We start from the raw sequence: 20340 nt of genomic DNA on the forward strand, positions 1-20340 counted from the left end.
ATCGTTTGGTCAAGCCGCGCGGCGCAGTTGCCAGGCCGTGGACTCGGGGGAGTTGAGCGAGACGATTTGCTGCATGGGCACGGGGCTCACTGAGTTGCCCTCCATCCGCACTTGGGCCGTTTTCGTCAGGGGCTTGCCGGAGGCCGTCCGGTCGATGACGTAACCAGGGGGGAAGTCCTGGGCGTTGTAGAGCTCGCGTGGCACCAGCATGCACAGAGTGATGTCCACGATCACCCAGGGCTCGCCCTTGAGCCAGACAGTCACGAGCGCCAGGCGGTCGCGCGTGGTGATCGTGGTCATGGGATCGCGCAGATCCGCCCACTGGCCGCCGCTGGCGTGGTAGCGCATCAGGAAGGCGGCGCAGCGCAGGGCGCCGGCCTCCTGATCGGGCGACAGGTGGTACTGGATCAGGGCATGGTGCTCGGCCCCGGCCGTGACGGTGGGCACGGGCTCGCGCATGTCGCGGCCCACGCTGTTTCGGCGCAGTGTGCACAGGTGCGCGGCGATCAGCTGCTGCTGGCTGCCGCTGGTGGTCACGGTCGATACAGGGTCGCGCAGGTCGCGGGTCGGCGTGCTGTTGAACCCGCCGTTGGCCTGGACCATGAACGCGGATGCCAGGCTCTGCCCGCCGCCGCTGGCCGTCACGGTGCCCAAAGGACCTTTGATGTCGTTGGCACCGTGGCTCCAGCGCTTGCCGCCATCCTTGCCCTCGCCGTGCCCGGCCTGCACTAGGTATGCCGAGCTGACGGCGTGCTTGATGCCGCCGGCCACGGCAGTGCCCAGAGGTTGGGACAAGTCGAGCACGCGCGGTGCCTGGCCCTTGGCTTCGCCGTATCCCATCTGGATCAGGGTGGGCGACACCAGGGCGCGGCAGCCACCTTTTTCCGTGGCGATGGTGCTCATGGGTCGGTCGAGCTTTTCGATTTTCCCGCCGTGGGCCATGTTCACGATGAACGGCTGGGGGCTGTTCAGCACGAACTTGTCCAGGCCATACGCGATCCGCCGCATGGGGGCCGGCGCCAGTTCCTTCTTGCGGCCGAAGATGCTTTGCCCGGGGATGCTCCAGTCGATGCATTCGGCTGCCTGGCGGAATGGCTCCTGGCCCGCCTTCGGATTCTTCCAGTGCGTCTGCGCTGGCCACACGATGGGCAGGCCGCCGCGGCGGGCGATCAGGTACAGCCGCGTGCGGGTGCTGCGGGAGCCTAGGGTGGCGTTGCAGATCACCCGCCATTCGACCTTGTAGCCCAAGTCGCGCAGGGCATGGATGAAGTGGCGCCAGTTGCGGCCCTTGTGCTTGGGGTCCGGCACCAGGAACTGATTGCCGCGCGGCAACACCTCGCCGAGTTCGGCTACGCGGAAGGTGGCTGTGCCCGTGGCGGGGTCCGTGGTGCGGTCCAGCGTGATGGCGCGGCAGGTGGCTGGATCGCGCTTCGCAATCAGCGGGGACCACTGCATCATCTGCTCGACGTTCTCCAGCGTGATGACATCGGGCTGGGTCTTGCCGGCCCAGCGGATGACGATCCATGCGAGCGACCGGATTTCCCCGTTGCGCGGCTGGCCGCCCAGGGCCTGACTGTGGTGCGTGCAGTCGGGCGATGCGTGAAGCAGGCTCACAAGCTCGCCGCGTGTCACAGCGAGGGGGTCCACTTCTCGGATGTCGGAACGGTAGTGCCTGGTCTGCGGATGGTTGACCTCGTGCATGCCGATTGCGTCGGCATCGTGGTTGATGGCGGCATCGACCGGGCGGCCGATGGCCTGCTCGATGCCTGTCGATGCGCCACCGCCGCCGGCGAAAAGGTCGATCACCAGCTTGGCCGCGAGGGGCAGGAGAAATTGAGGGGTAAGCATGCGGCTCCTTGAAATTTGGGCCAAAAAAAAGCCGCTCGCGGCAGGGCCGGGCGGCTTCGAGGGAGATCAAAAAAGCCCGCGTTGTGCGGGCTCTGGTTCGGGTGGTCGTGTGGCACGGCCCTTGGTCGCGGGCGGGGGCGTGGCCCATGAATGGGTCCAGTTCTTGGGTGGCTCCAATAACACAAAAAAAGCCCGAGCGGGTTGCACCGGTCGGGCTTTGAAAGAGATCCAGTTAGCCGGCGTTCAGTTGGCCGGCATCTCATTTCTTGTTGAATGTTTAATTTAAAAGAATAAGCAATTTGTCTTTGTAGACGTAAGAAGCTATAGCAGCAGCGCTAAGTATATATGGTGCGCGCAGATCGAGGCTTTCTCTATATTTAATAGTTGCCTGTATTTGGTAATATGCTTCATAAAGCAAAATCAAGATGTAGTGTCTTGATTTCCAGGCGCCTTTAAACTTGTACAAATGTATGTAGGTTGTATAGTCATTCCCGTCATACTCCTCACCATAAACATAAGAGACGGATCTCTTGAATAATCCGGTGATTTCGTAGGTCGCGTCGCGTATGCCTGGTTCTTCCCTGGGTCCAAAGGGTATTAATTTTGATAAAAGACCTACAGACTCTTCTGTCTCAGGGTCATATGAGAGTATTTTCCAATTTTGGATTAGTCTCTTTCTCCAGAAATAATTCAATCTAGAGTGATATTGCTGTGCGTAGGTATAGTATCTGAGTGTGAGGAATACTATGCTTGCTATAAATAGATGGACTAATCCAGAGCTATTTTGTATTTCTAGTTTGAAGAGAATGGTGTTTGCTTCTTTAACGCTTGCCCCCGTCAAGTTAACGGCTAGAAAAACTATGCAGACGATGGTAAGCGTTTTTCTAATGGATGCCAATCCCTCATCTTTATCGACGGATTCTCTGAATTCATTTAATTGTTTATAGAGCATAAAATTAACTGGGAAATTTAGCTTCGTCTAGAGCATGGATTTGAAATTTTATCGTAAGCGGTGCTCAATGCTATTGGCGCTTGGGTACTCTAAGCGATGGGCGTTAGCTTTCAATTGGAATTGTGAAAAATGTGTCTGGTGAAGGCGTCAGGGCTGCGCTACACGCGCTGTGCTCATGCCTCGGGAGTCAGTTGGCGGGCGTCTCGTCCCAGGTGCGGCTGTCCAGCTGGAGGCCTGCGCCCTTCTTGCCGATGCGTGCCAGTTGCTGGCCGTCAGGGAAGGCGTGCCACTCTGGGTGCCAGGTGAAGGGCGCAGCGCCCTCCAGTACCAGGGCTTGCCGGTGATGCTCCGGCCTTCCTTGGCGGGCAGCCACTCGCCCCACTGCTTGAACAGGAAGGGCGCACCGGCCGCATTGCACTCGTCGAGCAGGCTGCGTGCCCCGGCGGGATGCATGGGTCGCGCGCCTAGACCGCTGTCGCCGCCTACGATCACCCAGTCCAGGGCCGGAAGATCTGGCGCTGGCTCATGTTCTTCGTTGACGCATTGGTTGGGGGCGCACTGCGGGTAGATCTCACAGTCGCCGTTGATGTCGATGACCCTGAGGTCCACAGGCACCAGAAGTGGCTCAATGCTCAGGAAGCGCACGCGCGCCGGCACGGCCAGCAGCTTTGCGATGTCGCGTTAGGCTTCTGTCTCGGAAATTGTGGGTTCCATGCCAAAAGCCCGAAAGGTGGCTGCCAAACGGGCTCTAAGGGGTAGGATTCTCCATTCGTGGGAGGAGAGGGCGATGGATGCCGATCAATTGATTTCTGGTATCGGTTCTGCCGTGGCCTCGGCACAATCTCAAAATCATTGTTTTGTCTGGTGCATGACAAAATCAGAATGGTCTAGTTGGGTCCAAGCAATTGGTTCTGTTATTGCGCTATTTGTCGCTATATGGATAGCTCGGACTCCAATTAGGACTGAAAAGAAAGGCGCGGTGATAAATGCAAGGCATTTTGTTATCAGTCTGATAGAAGCGACTCAAGGACTCACTTGCGGTGTGCAAGGAAACAAGAAAGGGGTAATTGTTCTGACCAATGTTGCCTTAAATGAGAGTATTGCCGCCATTCGTCTGATAAGGCCAGAGGTTTTTCCGCCTGACGTAATGCATGCGTTTATTAATCTTAAGCTTATGGCAGTTCAGATATCAGTTACAGCCAAGGCTTATGAGGAACGGTCGAATGAAAAAATGCCCGTGATTTTATTCGTTTTCTTGGATTGATAGCAGTTGGTATAAATCAGCATTCGCAACTCATATTCAAAAGAGTTAACGGCGTTAGGGCAGTGACACTCGATTCAAAAGGTGTTGCTGATGGAGTTATTGCATCTTTCAAGCAAATGGATGAATTTGAAAGAGCGAACCATTTTAATGGGGGACAATCCGGTCTCCGTCATACAACAGAAGCGGAATCGTCCCCGACGGCGTCTAAGCAATGAGCATCGAGTTTCGAGTTTTGCCCACGATCCAGTTCAGCAACTTGCATGGCACAGTAAAGGTCGCGTTCGTGAAGGCTCTGTGCTTGGTATGGCCCAGGAGGTGACGTTGGCCTTCGTAGGTCAGCGACGATCAAGCTCTTGATCGGGTTATACAGTGTGCTTTGGTCTGCGCCTGTGCGGTGTGAGTTCGGCTCTGTTGGTGAAGCACAGCTATGACCAAGTTTTTTGTAAACTAGGGCAGAAAAACAACAGCATAGTGACAAGGTAGACTTGGCAAGAATTCAAACTCCTGGCACATGGTATCTGCATGAGCAAACGTAATGTGTTAAATTGTTGTTAATAGGTCGCGGTTGCAGATGTAATTTCATTTCTATATGAATAAAAATCTTGAGTATGAGTGCTGCTGAAGTAGATATTCTTTGGTGGAATATCAATAATTTCTATCATTTCGATTCTCAAAAAACGGGGGATCGTTGGCCTCAAGACAAAACTGAGTATGAGGAGAAGTGCAATCGGGTGGATGCTGCATTAAGAGCCTTCTTTGCTCTTAAAAGAAAACCGATGGTTTTGGCATTCTGTGAAATTACTAAAGTCGCTGCTCAAGATCTTCAAAATAGATTGTTGGGTGACTACGATTTAATATCTCTTGATGCAATTCCGGAAAAACCCAGCATGCAAATAGCTGTTTTTTTGTCAAAGACTTGCCGATGTAGTCTGACTGAGAAAAAGCCTATTGTGGTGGATGATATGCCAAGAAATACGCGTCCCATGGCTGTTATAGATGTTGAAAAGGATGATGCGACTGTAAGACTGATTTTTTGTCATTGGCAGGCGCGCTTCGAAGATGAGGCTCAATTGTTAAGAGGGGCGATGGCAGATTATCTCGGTAAATATTCTTACAACTATCTTAATGAGGATAAAACGAAGAATCGCAGTATTTTGATTGTTGGTGACTTAAATGAAGAGCCTTTTGAAAAGGCGATGGAATATATGAATGCTCATCGTCATAGAGCTCGTGCTGGAGAAAAGCACTGGTCAAATGACGATCGCCGAAGAGTCCATTTGTACAACTGCACATGGCGTTTATTGGGCGAGAAAAATGCATATCTACGAGGAATGCCCAATAGTTTGGGTAACTCTGCTGGCACGTTTTATTATAAACTGAAAAAGAGCTGGCACAGTTATGATCAATTGATTGTCAGTCAAGGTCTTATATCTAAAGGATTTCCTCATCTTGATGAAAATGATACGCACATAGTTAATTTGCCGGAATTTTTGCCAGATCATCTGCCTTTGAGCTTCCAAAAAAGAGGTGCGAGGTATATTGGACTGTCGGATCATCTTCCTGTTTATACAAATATTTTCTTTAAGGGCTGATATGTCTAAATACTTGGAAATTATCAATAAAATAGTTGTTGGAATCAATGAGGGATATGATACAGCGAAAGGTGATTTTATCGAAATACTTGCTGAAATTGAAGCGGGGTTGAAAACAATACTTCCGAATTTAAGCATAGACATTCACGAGATTAATGATTCGTCCGATGGAACATTTTATTCAGTGGAAGTTATTCCACTTCCTGATGATAATGTAGTTGGACGTGCTCGTCTTGGTGTGTATTTTATTAGTAGTCAAGGATACCCTATTACTACTGGTAGAATGTTAGCTAACATTAAGAATTTCGAGGCTAGTCAGGCTTTTTTAGATCGTAAAGAGTTGGATAATTATTTTCAAGACTTTCTAACTGATCCTGGTTCTAAATTGGTTCAGACGATTGCATTTGCAATAAGAAGGCGGGGGGATGGCGACGATGTGCCATTTTAAAGGGCGCACCTGCTAGCCTCTTGAGAGGAGGTGCTGTAGTTCAATCTGCAGGATATTGTTGTTTTTTTTCCTCGGTAGTCTAGAGCATTATCCTCGTCTATATCTGAAGCATCGTTTTAGGATCTGCCAAATGCCTGATCAAAGATTCGTATTGCCTATTGATTTATTACCCATGCTGTATTGAATAGCACAGTGCTCAAGTAAGGGGCTCCATCCAAGAAGATTTGACGTGTTCTCGCTCATTGCGAGAGCCCTACCTGCTGACCCTTGATCTGCAGCACACGGCGCGCGGCGTTGGAGACCTCGGGGGTGACTGAGTAGCCGAAGCCATCGGGGTCGATCAGCTCTCGGATCAGCGCGAAGGCCTCGGCCACATCCGGCGCCAGATGGTTGGCGTCGTAGGTGGTGGTTTCGAGGTTGGGCAGGTGCTGGGCCATGCGAAGCAGCTCCAGGGCGGCTGCGTCCTCGGTGTGCAGGCCGCGCCCAGGCACCGGGCGGGGCAGGTTGGTGGTCAGGGCAACACGGCCCTCGTCGTCGGCGGAAATGGCAATGATGATTTGGCGGGCCATGGTGGTCTCCTGTGAAGTGGCGGGGTCAGGACGGGGTTCCGTCAAGGTGCAGAAGGCGGTGGATCTGGCCGCGCGAGCGGTCGAACTGGACAGCCCACGCGGCGCGTTGGGTGATGAGCGGGCGACGTGCCTGCCGAGCGGCAAGGGCGTGGGCGTCGGCCAGTGCGAAGGCGTGGCGCAGCGCGTAGTGCCAGTCGCAGGCCCAGTGGTGTTCGCGGTCAGCGGTGGCAGATGACGACATAGGGCCGGTCTCCGAATTGCTCCAGCGCCCAGGCGCATGCGTCTTGCGTGCAGGCGCCGACGAATTGCTGCTGCGTGCAGCCGCATTTGATGGTGAAGGTGCGCATGTGACTCCAGTAATCAGAGGGATGGCAATTCCAGCGGGATCTGCTGGAGCTTGGTTGCGGCGGGCGCGTCAGCCGTGCTGGCCTTGCGGCTACGGCGCTTGGGTGGAGTGGCAGCAACTGCAGCGCTGGCCAGCTGCTCGCGCGCCCTGGCGAAGGTCTGGGCCACGTTGGTGTGCTCGCTGCGGCGGTAGACAAAGGCCTGATCGGTGATCGGCGTGGAGGGGCGGGTGATGCGGGCGAGTTGCATGTGGGTCTCCGGCAAGCAAACGGCCCGCTCAGTGGCGGGCCGTTGGTTGGTCAAAGAAGGTGGTGCCGCACCAGGCGTAGAGCAGCATTCCGCTGTGCCTGGCCTCGTCCAGTGCCGCATATCCTGCGTTGCTCAGCAGCGCGCATGCGCTCCAGATCAGGGGTGGCCGGCGCCTTCGCGCTCCATCACGGCGCCTTCGGCCAGGTCGCGGAAGTAGGTGGCCAGCCAGAACGGGCCAGGTGGCGTCGGCGGTGGTGTCTCTGGGTACGGCGGGCTCATTGGTGCTGCGTGGCCGCGTCGAAAAACGTGGTGCCGGGCCAGGCGTAGAGCAGCATGCCGTCTTCCCGGGTTCGTGCTGCAGACGCACTCGTTTCATCTGTCTGCTTGGTGCGCGCTCCATAGAGAGCAAGTTGGGTAACGTTGTCCGTGCCGGGGCCGCGCTTTGCGTGGCTGCGTTTGCAGAGCTGATCCAAGGCTGCGGTTTCCGCCAGATCCCGGAAATAGGCGGCGAGCCAGAAAGCTGGGTGATGTGAGCCAGGCAATTCCGGGTAGGCATGCTCAGATGCTTGGCCCTTGGCTTGCGAGGTGGGCGATGCGGTGGGATGGCATTTGCCATGGCAGATCTCCAGTGGTGGACGAAGAAAACGGCCGGTGCCGCGTGGCGGCTGCGTGGGCGAGATGGCTGGTGGTTGCGAAGCGAGAAACCCAGGCCCGGCGGAAAGGAAAGCCACATGTGCCATTCATAGCTGAGGTGCTCCAGCGAGGGCATGGCTGTATGGCGTGACAACCTGTAAACTCGGGTGTCAAAAGTTTGGAGCAGATATGAATTTGAGGACGGTTGGCAGCACCATTGCCCTGAGCATTCTTCTCACCGCTTGCGCTACTACTTATGAAGATAGGGCTATCAAGGATAAGAATTATTCTGGTGCTCTGTACTCGGTCAGTTACTACGAGGCCAAGGCCGGCAGAGACGACGTTGATAAGCTGGTGGCAAGAATCAAGGATGCCGCCGGTTCTCAGTATCAACTGCAGTTCTACGAAGACACCAAAAAATTCATTCAATATAAAGAAAAGAATCGCGCCTTCTTCAAGGACATGGTCTTGTATATGGCCAATGCTCAAAGAGGTGGATTGCTGGATGCGGCGCAAGCGGCAGATATCAACCAAATTCTTTATAAGGAATTGGCGCAGCAAGCTATCTTGAAACCCACGATTTTGAATGCTGAGCTGAAGGAGAGTTATCCAGATTTGCCGAAGTACATGGGCGCAGCGTACGAGTCTGAGTATCGGCGAGCTCTCAATGGAGAACTGCCGGATTTGGAGGCGTATGCGTCCGTTTACTCGGCCATGAAGAATAGTGACAATACAAAGGCTGCTGCGCTTTTGCCGGTTGTGCGCACAAAAATGGCTGACCTGGTCAAGTCACTGGGGCCAGGCGCGTGGCGCGACCTTGCTGGAGTTCTTGCCGTCTACTCAGCGACCCGCGACCCAGTGATAGAACAGCATGTTCTGCAGTTCGTCACGCGCGCAGACCTCTCGAAAAAGCAGCTCAAGGAAGAGGTGGCGACTGTCCTTCCCAACTTGGCCGCCAAGGCTAGGGCGGAGAAGGAGCTTCAAGTGAAGATCGTTTCCGACAGCAACGATCCGTTCATAGATGAGCTTCCCAAGGCGCTTGAAGATTTTGATGAGTGGATAACTGTTGAAGACGAGGCGAAGCGAAAGCTGACCATCGCGCGGTTGCGCATTACTGAGCGGCCTGGAAATCCTCTTGTCAGAACGCAAACGGTTAGCGATCTGGATTTTGCTACGAGACTGCTGATTCCGAAGAATGCCAGCGTTCTTTACGATACCACCACAACCAACTATGAGATCAGTTGGAGCATGAATGTCAGCGATTCTGCTGGCAAGGGATCAAAAGTCATATCTGGCAAGAAATCTGAGCAGAAAATTGAATGCTCCAACATCCGATATAAAAATGTGTTTGGCGGTGAAGGCGAAGTTGGGTTGATCCCAACCAGCATCCAAGGCGTCTGTAACAGGAAGAGCGGCATAAACTTTGATGCCATCCGCTCTGAGGCTGTCAAGGAAATTGCGGGAGAAATCGTGCAGCTGCTGCGTAATGACCAAAAGGTATCCGGTACTACGCGCAGTTAGTAGTCCTCAGTCCTATGTGATCTTTTCGTATTTCACTGCGTTATTGACAGGCCCAGCACCTTAAGATGTACGGTCCCAGGAAGTCATGGTGCATTCTTCAGCCTGGAACAGGAGAAAGCACTATGGCAATCCGCCTGCATGGCAGCGCCCGCACAACGCCGCGTATCCGCGCAGAGCTCCAGCTAGCGACCGGCTCCCATCGGTCCTTGGCCAAGCTCTACGGCATCAATCCCAAGACCGTGGCCAAGTGGCGTGCCCGCACCTCGGTGCTCGACGAGCCTATGGGTCCTCGGGACAGAGCAAGCCGGCATCTTTCTCAAGAGCAAGAACATCTGGCAATTGCGTTACGCAAGCAAGGGCATTTGTCGCTGGACGATCTCATGGGGCAACTCCTGGAGACAGCACCCAAGCTCAGCCGCAGCGCCTTGCATCGATGCCTGCAGCGTCACGGAATCAGCCGACAACCCGCAACGCACCTGCCACGAAGGCACGGAAAGTTTGAAGAAACGACGCTCGGCTTCGTGCACATCGACAGCGCCGAAATGAAGATCTCCAGTGGCAGACAGCACATGTTTGTCGCCATAGCCCGAGTCACAAAATTCACGCATGTCGCGTTCTTTGACAGGGCCACGAAAGCCAATGCAGCACAGTTCCTTCGGCAGGTGCTTGTGGTCTTCCCGTACCGCATACATACCGTTCTGACGGACAACGGCATGGCCTTTACGGGACAAGAACGCTTCAGAGGCGGCGTCACCGACACATGCATCGGTCACATCTTTGAACGCATCTGCAAGTTCAACGGTGTCGATAAAAGGCACACCAAGCCATATCACCCCTGGACGAACGGCATGGTCGAGCGCATGAACCGGACCATCAAGGAATCCACGATAAAGGCGTACGAGTACGAGGGACTGGAGCAGCTACGGGAGCATGTCCAGGCCTTCGTTCAAAGCTACAACTTCGGCAAACACTTGAAGGCGCTCAGGTGGAAGACACCATTGCGGGCGATTTGCGAGGCATGTGAAAAATATCCGAGCTGCTTTAGACTTCATCCGCACCATCTCACTGTGGGACTGAACATCTAAATGCGGGCTTGCTTAGCGCTGTGCTATGTTTTTGGTCCCCAGCCATGGCGCTCAGCTAGCAGCTGCCATTCCGGTTTCTGTGCAACTATAAGTCGCTCACAATATTGAATGACGCTCTTAACTCTATCGCTGGCTTCTTTGTACAGAGATCTGGGAGTTGATCTGCCGAATGTCTTGGGATTTGCATGCGCAGTTTGGAGTGAACTAATGACTCTTTCTAACAGAGTTTTTAGCTGTGGATCTTCCGTTTTGTTCATAAGTTTCCCAAGATTTGTGATGTGCGACGCAAGGGTGCGAGGATCCTTTAGTGCAGCGATTGTTTCTTCATAGATGGTCAATTTTTTATTCCTCTAAATTAAATTGTTGGGGAATTGTCTGTATCGAGCTATCACGCGACAGTTGAGAGTACTTCATTCGGCTGCGGTAGCACATCAACTGGGGCGCTGGCCGACGATGCCGGTCCCTTTGATCTGCTGACAGCCGTCTTGGCGGAAATCGACCGCCGCGATGCCTACGAGGTGCGGCTGCGGGCCGCGTTACTGATCTTCACGGCGCAGCTAACACCGCGCTGAAGTATGGTGGCTTGCCCGACTCGTTCACTCTGCATGGAAAAGAATACCTCACTCAAACCTTGGAGTATTGTGTGTCTGAACTGATTTTATATATTCTTCAAATTCTATTGGCCTGCAATCTATTAGGCAGTTGAGATATGTGCTCAATACCTTGATTTCATAGCTTTTATCTTCTGGACAAATAGTTTGTCTTATAACTTCTTCAACTTTATTTAAATTTTTCCTGCGCAATAAGTTGCAACCATCGTTAATTAGTTTTGCGACTTCTTTCCCGAAAGTAACTGCTTCACTGCGGCTTGGTATAATGCCCTTGTGAACAACTGAATTTCTTAGCTGGGTCAGTTTTGGTGACAAGATTTCTGGAGATGTGCGAAAGACATTGTTATATACAAATATATATCCGCCCAACTGACGCTCCGACTGCGATGTGACGTGTTTCCATGCTGAAGCAAATTGACCAGCAGGCCAATCTATAGCAATTACTTTGATGAAAAATTCATAGTATCTCTCTAAGCTTGCAGCGAATGATGAAATGGCTTCTCGATAATATCCGTCGACAATTGCGTGCGTGGCAACTTCAAATAATATTTCATGTTTTTGCTGGGCTAAAACAAGATGAAATTTATGCCCTTTATCACATAAAACTTGGTGAAGATTTTCATTGCCTATTTCTATCAATGCAGCCTCATCTTGTGGGTCGCACTGATTGCATCTGGTGATTATTTTCAATTCATATCTCCTATATGATTGCTCTGATTTATTACTGAATCCACATTTTGTTATAGCCTTATGACAGCATTGATGAACGCGGGATGCTGGTAGGCAGAATTTTTGCTGGCCCATCATGCCGGCCGGTTGCTCAACTTACGACCGTCGATTTGCTATCTTACGTTGGACTCTAGAGCTAGGCAATGAATCTAGTTGGGTTGTACCGTTGCGCACTAACATCTACCTATGGATGCAAAGTTGTTGCATTCGAAGTCAGTGGCGGTTACTATGTATTGCGTCCAATTCAAGGAGAGATCTCATGAACCTTAAGCCAGGTCCAAAACCTATCGCCAAGTCGACGGGAAAGCCAGACCAACGTCGTCGTGACAACAAGGAGACACCTGGAAACAATCCTGCGCTTAAGCCATCAGTCCCTAAGAAAAAATAGGATTTCCCCAAGTCGTAAATTGCGTTTGGAACTGCTGGCTGGCTAAATTGAAAGCTCTATGAAAGACTGAGTCCTGATGACCATATCAGACGCTTTCGCTGCCAGTGCGGAAGTGGCTATTCTTAGTTGCGTTGCTTCAGTCAAATGCGCGCATCGTCTCTTGAGAATTTTGGCCATTCCGCGCGCCACGTCAGCGTGGCCGCATGCAGTTGATGTTGCCCCCGTATTCCGCCCTACCCTATTCGCAATAAAGCGCCTGATCAGCCCCTGCAGCCTGTTACCGCCTTAACTCCCGAGGCGACCGCATTTTCAGCGGAGAATGCGGATGCATCTCGTTGAAGTGCTCGAAGGCCGCTGGCAGTTGCCCCAGTACCGTCTGCGCGTCACGCAGGTCCATGCGGGCCACGTAGTCGCGCTTGAAGGTGTTGACGAAGCTCTCGGCTATGCCGTTGCTTTGCGGGCTGCAGACGGGCGTGTTGATAGGCTTCAGGCCCAGCGCGCGTGCCAGTGCTCTCGTTTCGGCTGCGATGTAGGCGCCGCCGTTGTCACTGAGGAAGTCCAACTCCTGGCTCTGCGGGACCGCTTCGACCGAGCCGAAGCGGCGTTCGACGGCCTCGATGAGCATCTCGCGCACCGGCCCGCCTGGCAGCCCCTTGCCCTCCCACGCTCGCCAAGCCATCACCTCACGGTCGCAGCAATCTTTGGTGAAGGCGGTCGTCACGGTCTGACCTGAATCGCATTTGATTTCCAGACCATCGGAGCACCATCGAAGGTCGCTGCGCGAGACCGCAACACGGCCCTCATGCGTTCGTGCGGACTGGCGCCGGCGAGGCGCCTTGGGCAGCAGCAGAGCGGCTTGTGCCATGACGCGGTAGACGCGTTTGGCATTGACCCTCGGGGCGCCCCGTGCCGCACGCTGGCGGTTCACCAAGGCGCAGGTACATCGGTAGCCATAGCTGGGCAAGTCGGAAATTTCCTGGCGCAGTCCGGCGAGCAGCTCGGCATCGTCGCTGGGTGTGCGATGGCTGCGGCCATCGGTCCAGTCTTCACCGCGCCCAAGCAGGTCGCGCACATGCGAGCGCACCAGCCCCATCGTCCGGCAGACCGTTTTCACTGGACGTCCCCGGGCAACAAGGGCGAGCGCGCAATCGACTTTTTTCTGCGGCGTACTCCACGGCTTCCTTGAGGATTTCGTTCTCCAAGGTTTTCTTGCCGAGCACGTGCTGCAGCTTGGCGATTTCCGCGCGGGCAGCCGCCAGCTCGGATGCCGGCACGACCGCCTCGCCAGCGGAAACCGCTGTCAAAGCACCCTGGCGTTCGAGCTTGCGCCACTGGAGCAGCAGTCCAGCCGAAACGCCTTCCTGCCGAGCAACCAATGACACGCTCATGCCCGGTTCGTAGGTTCGGCGCACCAGCGCCGCCTTCTCTGCGAGAGACCAGCGCCTGCGGCGCTGGTCCTTCACGACCACCTCTACTGACTCCGTATGCCTAGTCATATGCACAGTCCTGTTCCTATCTTCAAAGATAAGCGATAGGACGGGGCCTGGGAATCAGGGGGCTATCTCAGGGACATCGTGGCCGTTCGTGCTAGCCCGGCGCGCGGGCCAGTGCTGCCTGATCCCGGTCTATGGTTGGGTGGTGCCGTATTGGGGTCCGGGCTCACGCAATGTGCGGTGGTCTTTCCGGCACGCGGACGCGAGTGGACGGGCCTCGAGACCGGCGACTGGTCCCGAACTACACGATGATCACGCAGCCTGCAGACGTCCACCCGGTGCGGTCGCTGATGCGCCAGCCTGGAAAGGAAAAGCCGGGAGTGGTGAGGATGGAGGCGGGCGACTGGGATGCCCGGCACGCCGGACCAAGCTGATATGCCGATCAAGCTGCCGCCGCTGAGCCCCCGCTACGCCGCGGGGCGGAGAAGCCGGAGGAGGAGCTGTTGCCGGATCAACTGGAGGTGTTGAAGTTCGAGGGCTGATCAGCGGCCACGGCGCCATGCCCTAAAATACAAAAAAGCCCCCTCGACACCCGTGAAGGTGCCGATGGGGCTTTGTCTTTTTGGGTCTTCTGGTTAGAAGAAAGGGGTTAGCTCTTTCGAGCTAACCCCTTGATTCATTGGTCGGAGCGGCGGGATTCGAACTCGCGACCCTCTGCTCCCAAAGCAGATGCGCTACCAGGCTGCGCTACGCTCCGACTAAAACGCTATTGTAGCGTCAAAAAAATGGGTATTTTCGCAATGGGCGAATTTTTTGCTCAACGCGAGCCAGGTCCCGGGCCGCGGTTGGCCAGGTGGCGGAAGGTGATGCGGCCCTTGGTCAGGTCGTAGGGCGACATCTCCAGCGACACCTTGTCGCCAGCCAGGATGCGGATGTGGTGCTTGCGCATCTTGCCGCCGGTGTAGGCGATCAGCTGGTGTCCGTTTTCCAGCGTCACACGAAAGCGAGAGTCAGGCAGGACTTCCGTGACGGAACCCTGCATTTCAATCAGTTCTTCTTTGGCCATGTGTTCAATCTCTCAGGTCTGGGTCGGTTGCGGCACTCACTTGTCGGAACCACGAAGGCCTTGCCTGGCCCACAGAACATGGGGTACGTGGGCCGAGGCTGAAAAAGCAGTGGATGTTCTGCGCAAGAGGCGCAGACCGAACGGAAGGCCAGGTCACAATGGTGTCGCAAAGGCAAAGCCCGGCAACAGCTAAACCTCCCAATTCTACAGCGTTGCATTCCCGCGCGTGCGCGGCCCAATGCGGCCGTCGCACGCAAAACACAGGTTGGATTTTTGCTGGAACGGTGCTGCCTTTGTCATCTGCGTTTCATCCGCGGCCTACGGAAATCGTGCGCGTGGCTTCAAGGCGGGTATGACAAGTGCTGAAAGCGGCGGGAGGAGTTGAGGGCGAGGGGTGTGGGTTGGCTAGAATCCGCCCACAACTTCTATTACTTTCATAGCAAAACCTCGATGTCTGATCGACTTGCCGTTCTCTCCCAGTATCTTTTGCCCAAGCAGGCGCTGACTGCCGTCATGGGGCGCCTGGCCCAGGCGCGTGCTGGCGACCTGACCACGGCAGTCATCCGGCGCTTCATTGCACGCTATGGCGTGGACATGTCGGAGGCGGCCGATTCCGATCCTGCGGCCTATGCCAGCTTCAACGAGTTCTTCACGCGGGCGCTCAAGCCCGGTGTGCGGCCGCTGGCTTCGGCTGACTGGGTCTGTCCGGTGGATGGCGCCATCAGCCAGATCGGCGCCATCGAGGGCGAGCAGATCTTCCAGGCCAAGGGGCACAGCTACAGCGCCACGGCGCTGGTCGGCGGCGATGCGCAGTTGGCACGGCAGTTCGACAACGGGCATTTCGCCACCATCTACCTGAGCCCGCGCGACTACCACCGCATCCACATGCCCTGTGCCGGCCGGCTGCGGCGCATGATCTATGTGCCGGGCGAACTGTTCTCGGTCAACCCGGTCACGGCGCGCGGCGTGCCGGGCCTGTTTGCGCGCAACGAGCGCGTGGTCTGCGTTTTCGATACCGACCACGGTCCCATGGTGCTGGTGCTGGTGGGCGCCACCATCGTGGGCAGCATGGGAACGGTGTGGCACGGCATCGTCAATCCGCCCCGTCCCGGACGCATCCAGGACTGGCGCTATGACGACCAGTCCATCGTCCTGGGCCAGGGCGAGGAAATGGGGCGCTTCCAGCTGGGCTCCACCGTCGTCATGCTGTTTCCCGCATCGGCAGGGCTTCGCTTCAACGAGCAGTGGACGCATGCTGCGCCCGTGCGCCTGGGCCAGAAGATGGCAGGGCGCAACGAGGCCTGAGCCTGGATGGATGATCGATGAAACCGGGCCCAGGCCCGGTTTCTTTCAAAGGATCCAGCTCAGGGCTTCAGGGCGCCGCTGTGTGGTGAACATCGAAGGCGTGATGCTCAGCCGTTCAGGCCTGACGGGGTCTTCATGGCCGACCAGGTAGACCATCAGTTCGCGGCGACGCAGTATCACGTGGCTGACCTTCTCGGCCTTGCCGTTTTGCGTGACATGCGTGCCGGGGCGAAACAGCGGCATCTGGAAGGTGAAGCTGCGCGGATCGGCCGGTGGCGCGATCGCGGTGCTGGGAGGGGCTTCGAGTGTGGCAACCATAGGCTTGATGTGCATGAGTGGACGCTGCCAACTCTATCGACACTGCCGCGCCAAACTGTAGGGCCGCCGGGGTGCGGCCGCGAGCAATCATGCCTGCGGGTGGGAAACGCCAAGGATGGCGTGCAGCCGTGCGCTGGTCGTCGTGTACTGCAGCAGCGGTTTTTCGCCCTGCAGATACTCGGCGGCGGCAAAGGCCGCCATGGTGGCTTCATGGAAGCCGCACAGGATCAGCTTGTGCTTGCCCGGGTAGCTGACGATGTCGCCAATCGCATAGATGCCTGGCGCATCGGTGGCCTGGGTTGCAGGGTTCACCAGCAGCTGCTTGCGTTCCATGGCCAGGCCCCATTCGGCGACTGGGCCCAGGCGAGGCGAGATGCCCAGGCAGACGACCAGTTGCTGCGCCGCCAGTTCGTGCTCCTGGCCTTCGCCATCCATCCACTGCACGGCGCGCAGTTGGCCTGTATCGGCATGCAGTTGCGTGATCTGGCCGATCACCACGCGGATGGCGCCGCTGTCGCGCAGCTCCTGCAAGCGCTCCAGCAGTGCGGCCGAAGCCTGGAAGGCGTCGCGGCGGTAGAGCAGGTAGGTGGCCTGGGCCCTGTCGGCGCAGGCAATGGCCGCGGCCACGGCCTCTTCGTCGCCACCATGGACGATGGCGGTCTGGCCGCGCACCATTTCCAGATCGGCAGGATGGTAGTGAAGCTGGCCTGCAGCCAGCAGCTCCACGCCGGGCACCTTCAGCGCCTTGGGCACAAAGGCGCCCACGCCAGCCGCAATGAAGACGCTGCGCGCGTGCAGTTCAAGGCCTTGCGACGTCTGCGCCAGCCAGCGGCCATCGTCCATGCGCTGCAGCTGGGAGACCTGCTGGGAAAGGTGCAGTTGCGCATCCATGGGCGCGACCTGCCGCTGCAGCAGCTGGACCAGTTCATGGCCCGTGCATACCGGAATGCCCGGAATGTCGTAGATGGGCTTGTCGCCGTACAGCTGCGCGCACTGCCCGCCCACATGGGGCAGGGCATCGACGACATGGCAGCGAATGCCTTGCAGGCCCAGCTGGAACACCTGGAACAGGCCCGCCGGGCCCGCGCCTATGACGAGGGCATCGGTCTGGATCGGTTGCGTGCCGGAGGTGTCTTGCATGGGCTGCGCGGCTTCAGCGCTCGAGTTGATCGATCTTGCCGGGCTTGCCGTTCCAGTCGTCGGCGTCGGGCAGCGAGGCCTTGCGCTTGGTGATGCTCTTCCAGCCCTTTTCCAGCGACAGCTCGGCATTGAGCTTGATGAAGGCCAGTTGGTCGGCGGGGACGTCTTCCTCGGCAAAGATGGCATTGGCCGGGCATTCGGGAATGCACACGGCGCAATCGATGCACTCGTCAGGATCGATCACGAGGAAGTTGGGGCCTTCGCGGAAGCAGTCCACGGGGCAGACATCCACACAATCTGTGTATTTGCACTTGATGCAGTTTTCGGTGACGACGTGAGTCATGGGAGTCTTTTATGGCAGTGTGAATGTCGGTATCAACCCGGGATTCTAAAATTTTTCAGGAGCCAGTCCCGCACATGGCAAGGATTCTGGCGCGGACTGCTGCGGTTTTCCGAAAGCCCACGAGCCGGCATGTGCCGGCTCGCGAAGCGGGACTGTCCAGTTGCTCAATCCAGCAGTGCAGCGCCTGCGGTGGCGTGGCTGGCCGTGTCCACAAGGATCAGCGCACCCAACTGGCGGGCCTGGGCGAAGGGCGCTGCGGGAATGCTTTCCTGCAGCAGCAGCTCCACGCGGCCGATGGCGTTGGGCTCCAACTGGGTGGCCTCTTCCTGGGCCAGCGTGTGGATGTTCAGGCGGTGCACCACGCGGCGGGCCTTGGCCTTGATCCAGCGGTGGCCGTGCAGCGCCAGGTAGGTGCGGCCGGGGACCAGCGGCTGCTCGTCCATCCAGGCCACGGTAGCGGTCAGCTCGCGCTTGCTTGGCCATGCGGGCTGCGCTTGCGGGGCGTCGAAGTCGTCATCGGCAGCGGCCGCTGCAGCCGCAGGGGCTGCGACGAGCCAGTCGCCGCGCGAGACATCGACCTCGCGGTCCAGCGTGATGCCTGCCGACAGGCCTGCGTCGATGGAGCCGGGAACGCGGGCATGGTCCAGCACCTGGGCAATCACGGCCTGCTGGCCGCTGGGCAGGATCTGCACGGCGTCGCCCACGCGTGCGCGGCCTGCGGCCACGCGGCCCCAGAACACGCGGCGGCCCTGGCTGGTATCGGCCGAGGACGAGAATTTCTCCACCCATTGCACGGGAAAGGCCAGCGCCAGGCCGGTGTCGGTCGGCGTGTTGGGCAACTGCTCCAGCAGTTGCAGCAGGCTGGGGCCGTCGTAGCCGGCCCAGCCGGGCTCGGCGTTGACCACGTTGAAGCCCTTGAGGGCCGAGACGGGCACGGTGGCTGCGGAGGCAATGCCGGCCTCGGCCGTGAAGCGCTCCAGCGCGCCGCGGATGTGGACGAAGGCCTGTTGCGGGTCTTCGACGGCGTCGAGCTTGTTGACGGCAAACACCAGCGAGTGCACGCGCAGCAGGTGGGCCAGCAGGCTGTGGCGGCGCGTCTGCGGCAGCAGGGTGAGCTGCGGGTTCTTCCAGTCGAGCTTGGTGGCATCGACCAGCACCACGGCGGCGTCGGCGCTGCTGGCGGCGGTGACCATGTTGCGCGTGTACTGCTCATGGCCCGGCGCGTCGCCGATGATGAACTTGCGGCTTTCGGTGGCGAAATAGCGGTAGGCCACGTCGATGGTGATGCCCTGCTCGCGCTCGGCCGACAGGCCGTCGGTCAGCAGCGCCAGGTCGGTCTCGCCGCTCTTGGTGACGCCGGCCAGCTGGTCCTGCAGCACGGCGCGCGTGTCCACCAGCAGGCGGCCGATCAGCGTGCTCTTGCCGTCATCGACGGAGCCGCAGGTGATGAAGCGCAAGGCCGAGGCGTTGGCGGCGGTCTGCTGTGTGGCCTGGCTGGCCTGGGTGGCCGTGGAATCCGCGACGGCTGCGTCGGCGGCAATGCTTGCGGTGGTCATCAGAAATATCCGTCCTTCTTGCGCTTTTCCATGGAGGCGTCGCTGGTCTTGTCGTCCATGCGCGTGGCGCCGCGTTCGCTGACTTCGGCGGCCAGGGTTTCGAGCACGATGTCGGCTGCCGTGGCGGCTTCGCTTTCCACGGGGCAGGTGCAGGTGATGTCGCCCACGGTGCGAAAGCGCACGTCCCGCACCACGACTTCCTCGCCGTCGCGCGGGGGTGTGAGTTCGGTCACGGGCACCAGCAGGCCGCGGCGCTCCACCACTTCGCGCTTGTGCGTGTAGTAGATGCTGGGCAGGGCGATCTGCTCGCGCTCGATGTATTGCCAGACATCGAGTTCAGTCCAGTTGCTGATGGGGAACACGCGGAAGTGCTCGCCGGGGGCCAGACGCGTGTTGAACAGCGTCCACAGCTCGGGGCGCTGGGCCTTGGGCTGCCATTGGCCGAAGCTGTCGCGGTGGCTGAAGATGCGTTCCTTGGCGCGGGCCTTTTCCTCGTCGCGCCGCGCGCCGCCGATCAGGGCGTCGAAGCGGAATTCATCGATGGCCTCCAGCAGCGTTACCGACTGGTGGACGTTGCGGCTTTCGCCCGGATGGGCCAGGCGCACGGTGCCGCGTGCCATGGAGTCCTCGACGCTGCGCACGATGAGTTCGGCGCCGAGCTCCTTGGCGCGCAAGTCGCGGAAATCGGTCACTTCCGGGAAGTTGTGGCCGGTGTCGATCATCAGCAGCGGGTAGGGGATGCGGCCCTTGCCGAAGGCCTTTTCGGCGCAGCGCAGCATGACCAGCGAGTCCTTGCCGCCCGAAAACAGCAGGGTGGGGCGCTCGAAGGCGGCGGCCACTTCGCGCAGCACGAAGATGGTTTCCTCTTCGAGGGCGTCGAGGTGGCGGTTGCTGAGATGGCTCAGCACGGAGGTGTCCACACGGGCATTCATTTCTTGGTTTCCA

22 protein-coding genes, 1 tRNA gene and 1 pseudogene are annotated in these 20340 nt (G+C 57.4%); 6 read left to right on the top strand and 18 right to left on the bottom strand.

The features are described from left to right. Nucleotides 1-9 precede the first annotated feature (9 nt). The 3 genes and pseudogenes from AC57B5_RS28680 to AC57B5_RS28690 all read right to left on the bottom strand — a co-directional run. Entirely contained in the window at nt 10-1848 is a 1839-nt protein-coding gene (locus AC57B5_RS28680; protein WP_496400770.1) for a DNA cytosine methyltransferase, read from the bottom strand. 1139 nt (nt 1849-2987) lie between these two features. Then, a complete protein-coding gene (locus AC57B5_RS28685; protein ID WP_496400885.1) occupies nt 2988-3173 on the bottom strand; it encodes a hypothetical protein in 186 nt (61 codons plus the stop codon). Between the two features lie 20 nt (nt 3174-3193). Then, nucleotides 3194-3457 (bottom strand): annotated as a pseudogene (locus AC57B5_RS28690) (DUF5131 family protein); the annotation flags it as partial. 130 nt (nt 3458-3587) lie between these two features. On the opposite strand from AC57B5_RS28690, the gene AC57B5_RS28695 reads away from it, so the two are divergent. The 3 genes from AC57B5_RS28695 (at nt 3588) to AC57B5_RS28705 (ending at nt 6104) form a co-directional block, all read left to right on the top strand. Next, the gene (locus AC57B5_RS28695; RefSeq protein WP_496400771.1) at nt 3588-4064 is read left to right on the top strand and encodes a hypothetical protein; all 477 of its coding nucleotides are present in this window, start codon (nt 3588-3590) and stop codon (nt 4062-4064) included. 608 nt (nt 4065-4672) lie between these two features. Next, the gene (locus AC57B5_RS28700; protein WP_496400772.1) at nt 4673-5656 is read left to right on the top strand and encodes an endonuclease/exonuclease/phosphatase family protein; all 984 of its coding nucleotides are present in this window, start codon (nt 4673-4675) and stop codon (nt 5654-5656) included. Nucleotides 5657-5669: 13 nt separating this feature from the next. Then, nucleotides 5670-6104 carry a hypothetical protein gene (locus AC57B5_RS28705; RefSeq protein WP_496400773.1) on the top strand — a complete coding sequence of 145 codons (435 nt, stop codon included), beginning with the start codon at nt 5670-5672 and terminating at the stop codon, nt 6102-6104. A 239-nt stretch (nt 6105-6343) separates the two neighbouring features. On the opposite strand, the gene AC57B5_RS28710 is transcribed toward AC57B5_RS28705, so the two are convergent. The 6 genes from AC57B5_RS28710 to AC57B5_RS28735 form a co-directional block, all read right to left on the bottom strand. Next, complete coding sequence (locus tag AC57B5_RS28710; protein ID WP_496400774.1) at nt 6344-6673, bottom strand: hypothetical protein; 330 nt, start codon at nt 6671-6673, stop codon at nt 6344-6346. 25 nt (nt 6674-6698) lie between these two features. After that, entirely contained in the window at nt 6699-6914 is a 216-nt protein-coding gene (locus tag AC57B5_RS28715) for a hypothetical protein (protein WP_496400775.1), read from the bottom strand. Beyond that, a complete protein-coding gene (locus tag AC57B5_RS28720; RefSeq protein ID WP_255247323.1) occupies nt 6892-7020 on the bottom strand; it encodes a hypothetical protein in 129 nt (42 codons plus the stop codon). The genes AC57B5_RS28715 and AC57B5_RS28720 overlap by 23 nt, the downstream gene beginning before the upstream one ends. 13 nt (nt 7021-7033) lie before the next feature. Further along, nucleotides 7034-7267: a hypothetical protein gene (locus tag AC57B5_RS28725; protein ID WP_496400776.1), complete on the bottom strand. Its 234-nt coding sequence runs from the start codon at nt 7265-7267 to the stop codon at nt 7034-7036. 156 nt (nt 7268-7423) lie between these two features. Further along, entirely contained in the window at nt 7424-7546 is a 123-nt protein-coding gene (locus AC57B5_RS28730) for a hypothetical protein (protein ID WP_496400777.1), read from the bottom strand. After that, entirely contained in the window at nt 7543-8007 is a 465-nt protein-coding gene (locus tag AC57B5_RS28735; protein ID WP_496400778.1) for a hypothetical protein, read from the bottom strand. The genes AC57B5_RS28730 and AC57B5_RS28735 overlap by 4 nt, the downstream gene beginning before the upstream one ends. Before the next feature lie 82 nt (nt 8008-8089). On the opposite strand from AC57B5_RS28735, the gene AC57B5_RS28740 reads away from it, so the two are divergent. Both AC57B5_RS28740 and AC57B5_RS28745 read left to right on the top strand, forming a co-directional pair. Beyond that, nucleotides 8090-9421 (top strand): hypothetical protein, encoded by a 1332-nt coding sequence (locus tag AC57B5_RS28740; RefSeq protein WP_496400779.1) that lies wholly within the window; start codon nt 8090-8092, stop codon nt 9419-9421. 122 nt (nt 9422-9543) lie between these two features. Beyond that, complete coding sequence (locus tag AC57B5_RS28745) at nt 9544-10506, top strand: IS481 family transposase (RefSeq protein ID WP_496400780.1); 963 nt, start codon at nt 9544-9546, stop codon at nt 10504-10506. Between the two features lie 620 nt (nt 10507-11126). Here the strand turns inward: AC57B5_RS28745 and AC57B5_RS28750 are convergent. The 4 genes from AC57B5_RS28750 to infA all read right to left on the bottom strand — a co-directional run bounded on the left by AC57B5_RS28750 (nt 11127) and on the right by infA (nt 14733). Further along, nucleotides 11127-11807 carry a hypothetical protein gene (locus AC57B5_RS28750; protein ID WP_496400781.1) on the bottom strand — a complete coding sequence of 227 codons (681 nt, stop codon included), beginning with the start codon at nt 11805-11807 and terminating at the stop codon, nt 11127-11129. Nucleotides 11808-12511: 704 nt separating this feature from the next. Further along, nucleotides 12512-13730, bottom strand: a protein-coding gene (locus AC57B5_RS28755; protein WP_496400782.1) for an IS3 family transposase whose coding sequence is annotated in 2 segments (ribosomal slippage) — nt 12512-13397 and nt 13396-13730 — 1221 coding nt in all. Because the reading frame shifts where the segments join, the coding sequence is not laid out codon by codon here. A 617-nt stretch (nt 13731-14347) separates the two neighbouring features. Then, nucleotides 14348-14424, bottom strand: a tRNA-Pro gene (locus AC57B5_RS28760). Between the two features lie 60 nt (nt 14425-14484). Next, entirely contained in the window at nt 14485-14733 is a 249-nt protein-coding gene (gene infA / locus AC57B5_RS28765; RefSeq protein WP_012206460.1) for a translation initiation factor IF-1, read from the bottom strand. Between the two features lie 450 nt (nt 14734-15183). Between infA and asd the strand changes: the two genes are divergently transcribed. Next, nucleotides 15184-16038 (top strand): archaetidylserine decarboxylase, encoded by an 855-nt coding sequence (asd, locus tag AC57B5_RS28770; protein WP_065345055.1) that lies wholly within the window; start codon nt 15184-15186, stop codon nt 16036-16038. A 45-nt stretch (nt 16039-16083) separates the two neighbouring features. Here the strand turns inward: asd and AC57B5_RS28775 are convergent, their stop codons facing one another. The 5 genes from AC57B5_RS28775 to cysD all read right to left on the bottom strand — a co-directional run bounded on the left by AC57B5_RS28775 (nt 16084) and on the right by cysD (nt 20327). Continuing rightward, entirely contained in the window at nt 16084-16356 is a 273-nt protein-coding gene (locus AC57B5_RS28775; RefSeq protein WP_224986237.1) for a hypothetical protein, read from the bottom strand. 87 nt (nt 16357-16443) lie between these two features. Further along, entirely contained in the window at nt 16444-17496 is a 1053-nt protein-coding gene (locus AC57B5_RS28780) for an NAD(P)/FAD-dependent oxidoreductase (RefSeq protein WP_496400783.1), read from the bottom strand. 13 nt (nt 17497-17509) lie between these two features. Further along, the gene (gene fdxA / locus AC57B5_RS28785) at nt 17510-17839 is read right to left on the bottom strand and encodes a ferredoxin FdxA (protein ID WP_013801644.1); all 330 of its coding nucleotides are present in this window, start codon (nt 17837-17839) and stop codon (nt 17510-17512) included. Between the two features lie 164 nt (nt 17840-18003). Beyond that, entirely contained in the window at nt 18004-19395 is a 1392-nt protein-coding gene (locus AC57B5_RS28790) for a sulfate adenylyltransferase subunit 1 (RefSeq protein WP_012206455.1), read from the bottom strand. Beyond that, a complete protein-coding gene (gene cysD / locus AC57B5_RS28795) occupies nt 19395-20327 on the bottom strand; it encodes a sulfate adenylyltransferase subunit CysD (RefSeq protein ID WP_013801646.1) in 933 nt (310 codons plus the stop codon). Before cysD ends, AC57B5_RS28790 begins: the two co-directional genes overlap by 1 nt. Nucleotides 20328-20340: the final 13 nt, after the last annotated feature.

The sequence above is a fragment of the Delftia sp. BGA-UO-ETr-SB1 genome (assembly GCF_059567865.1).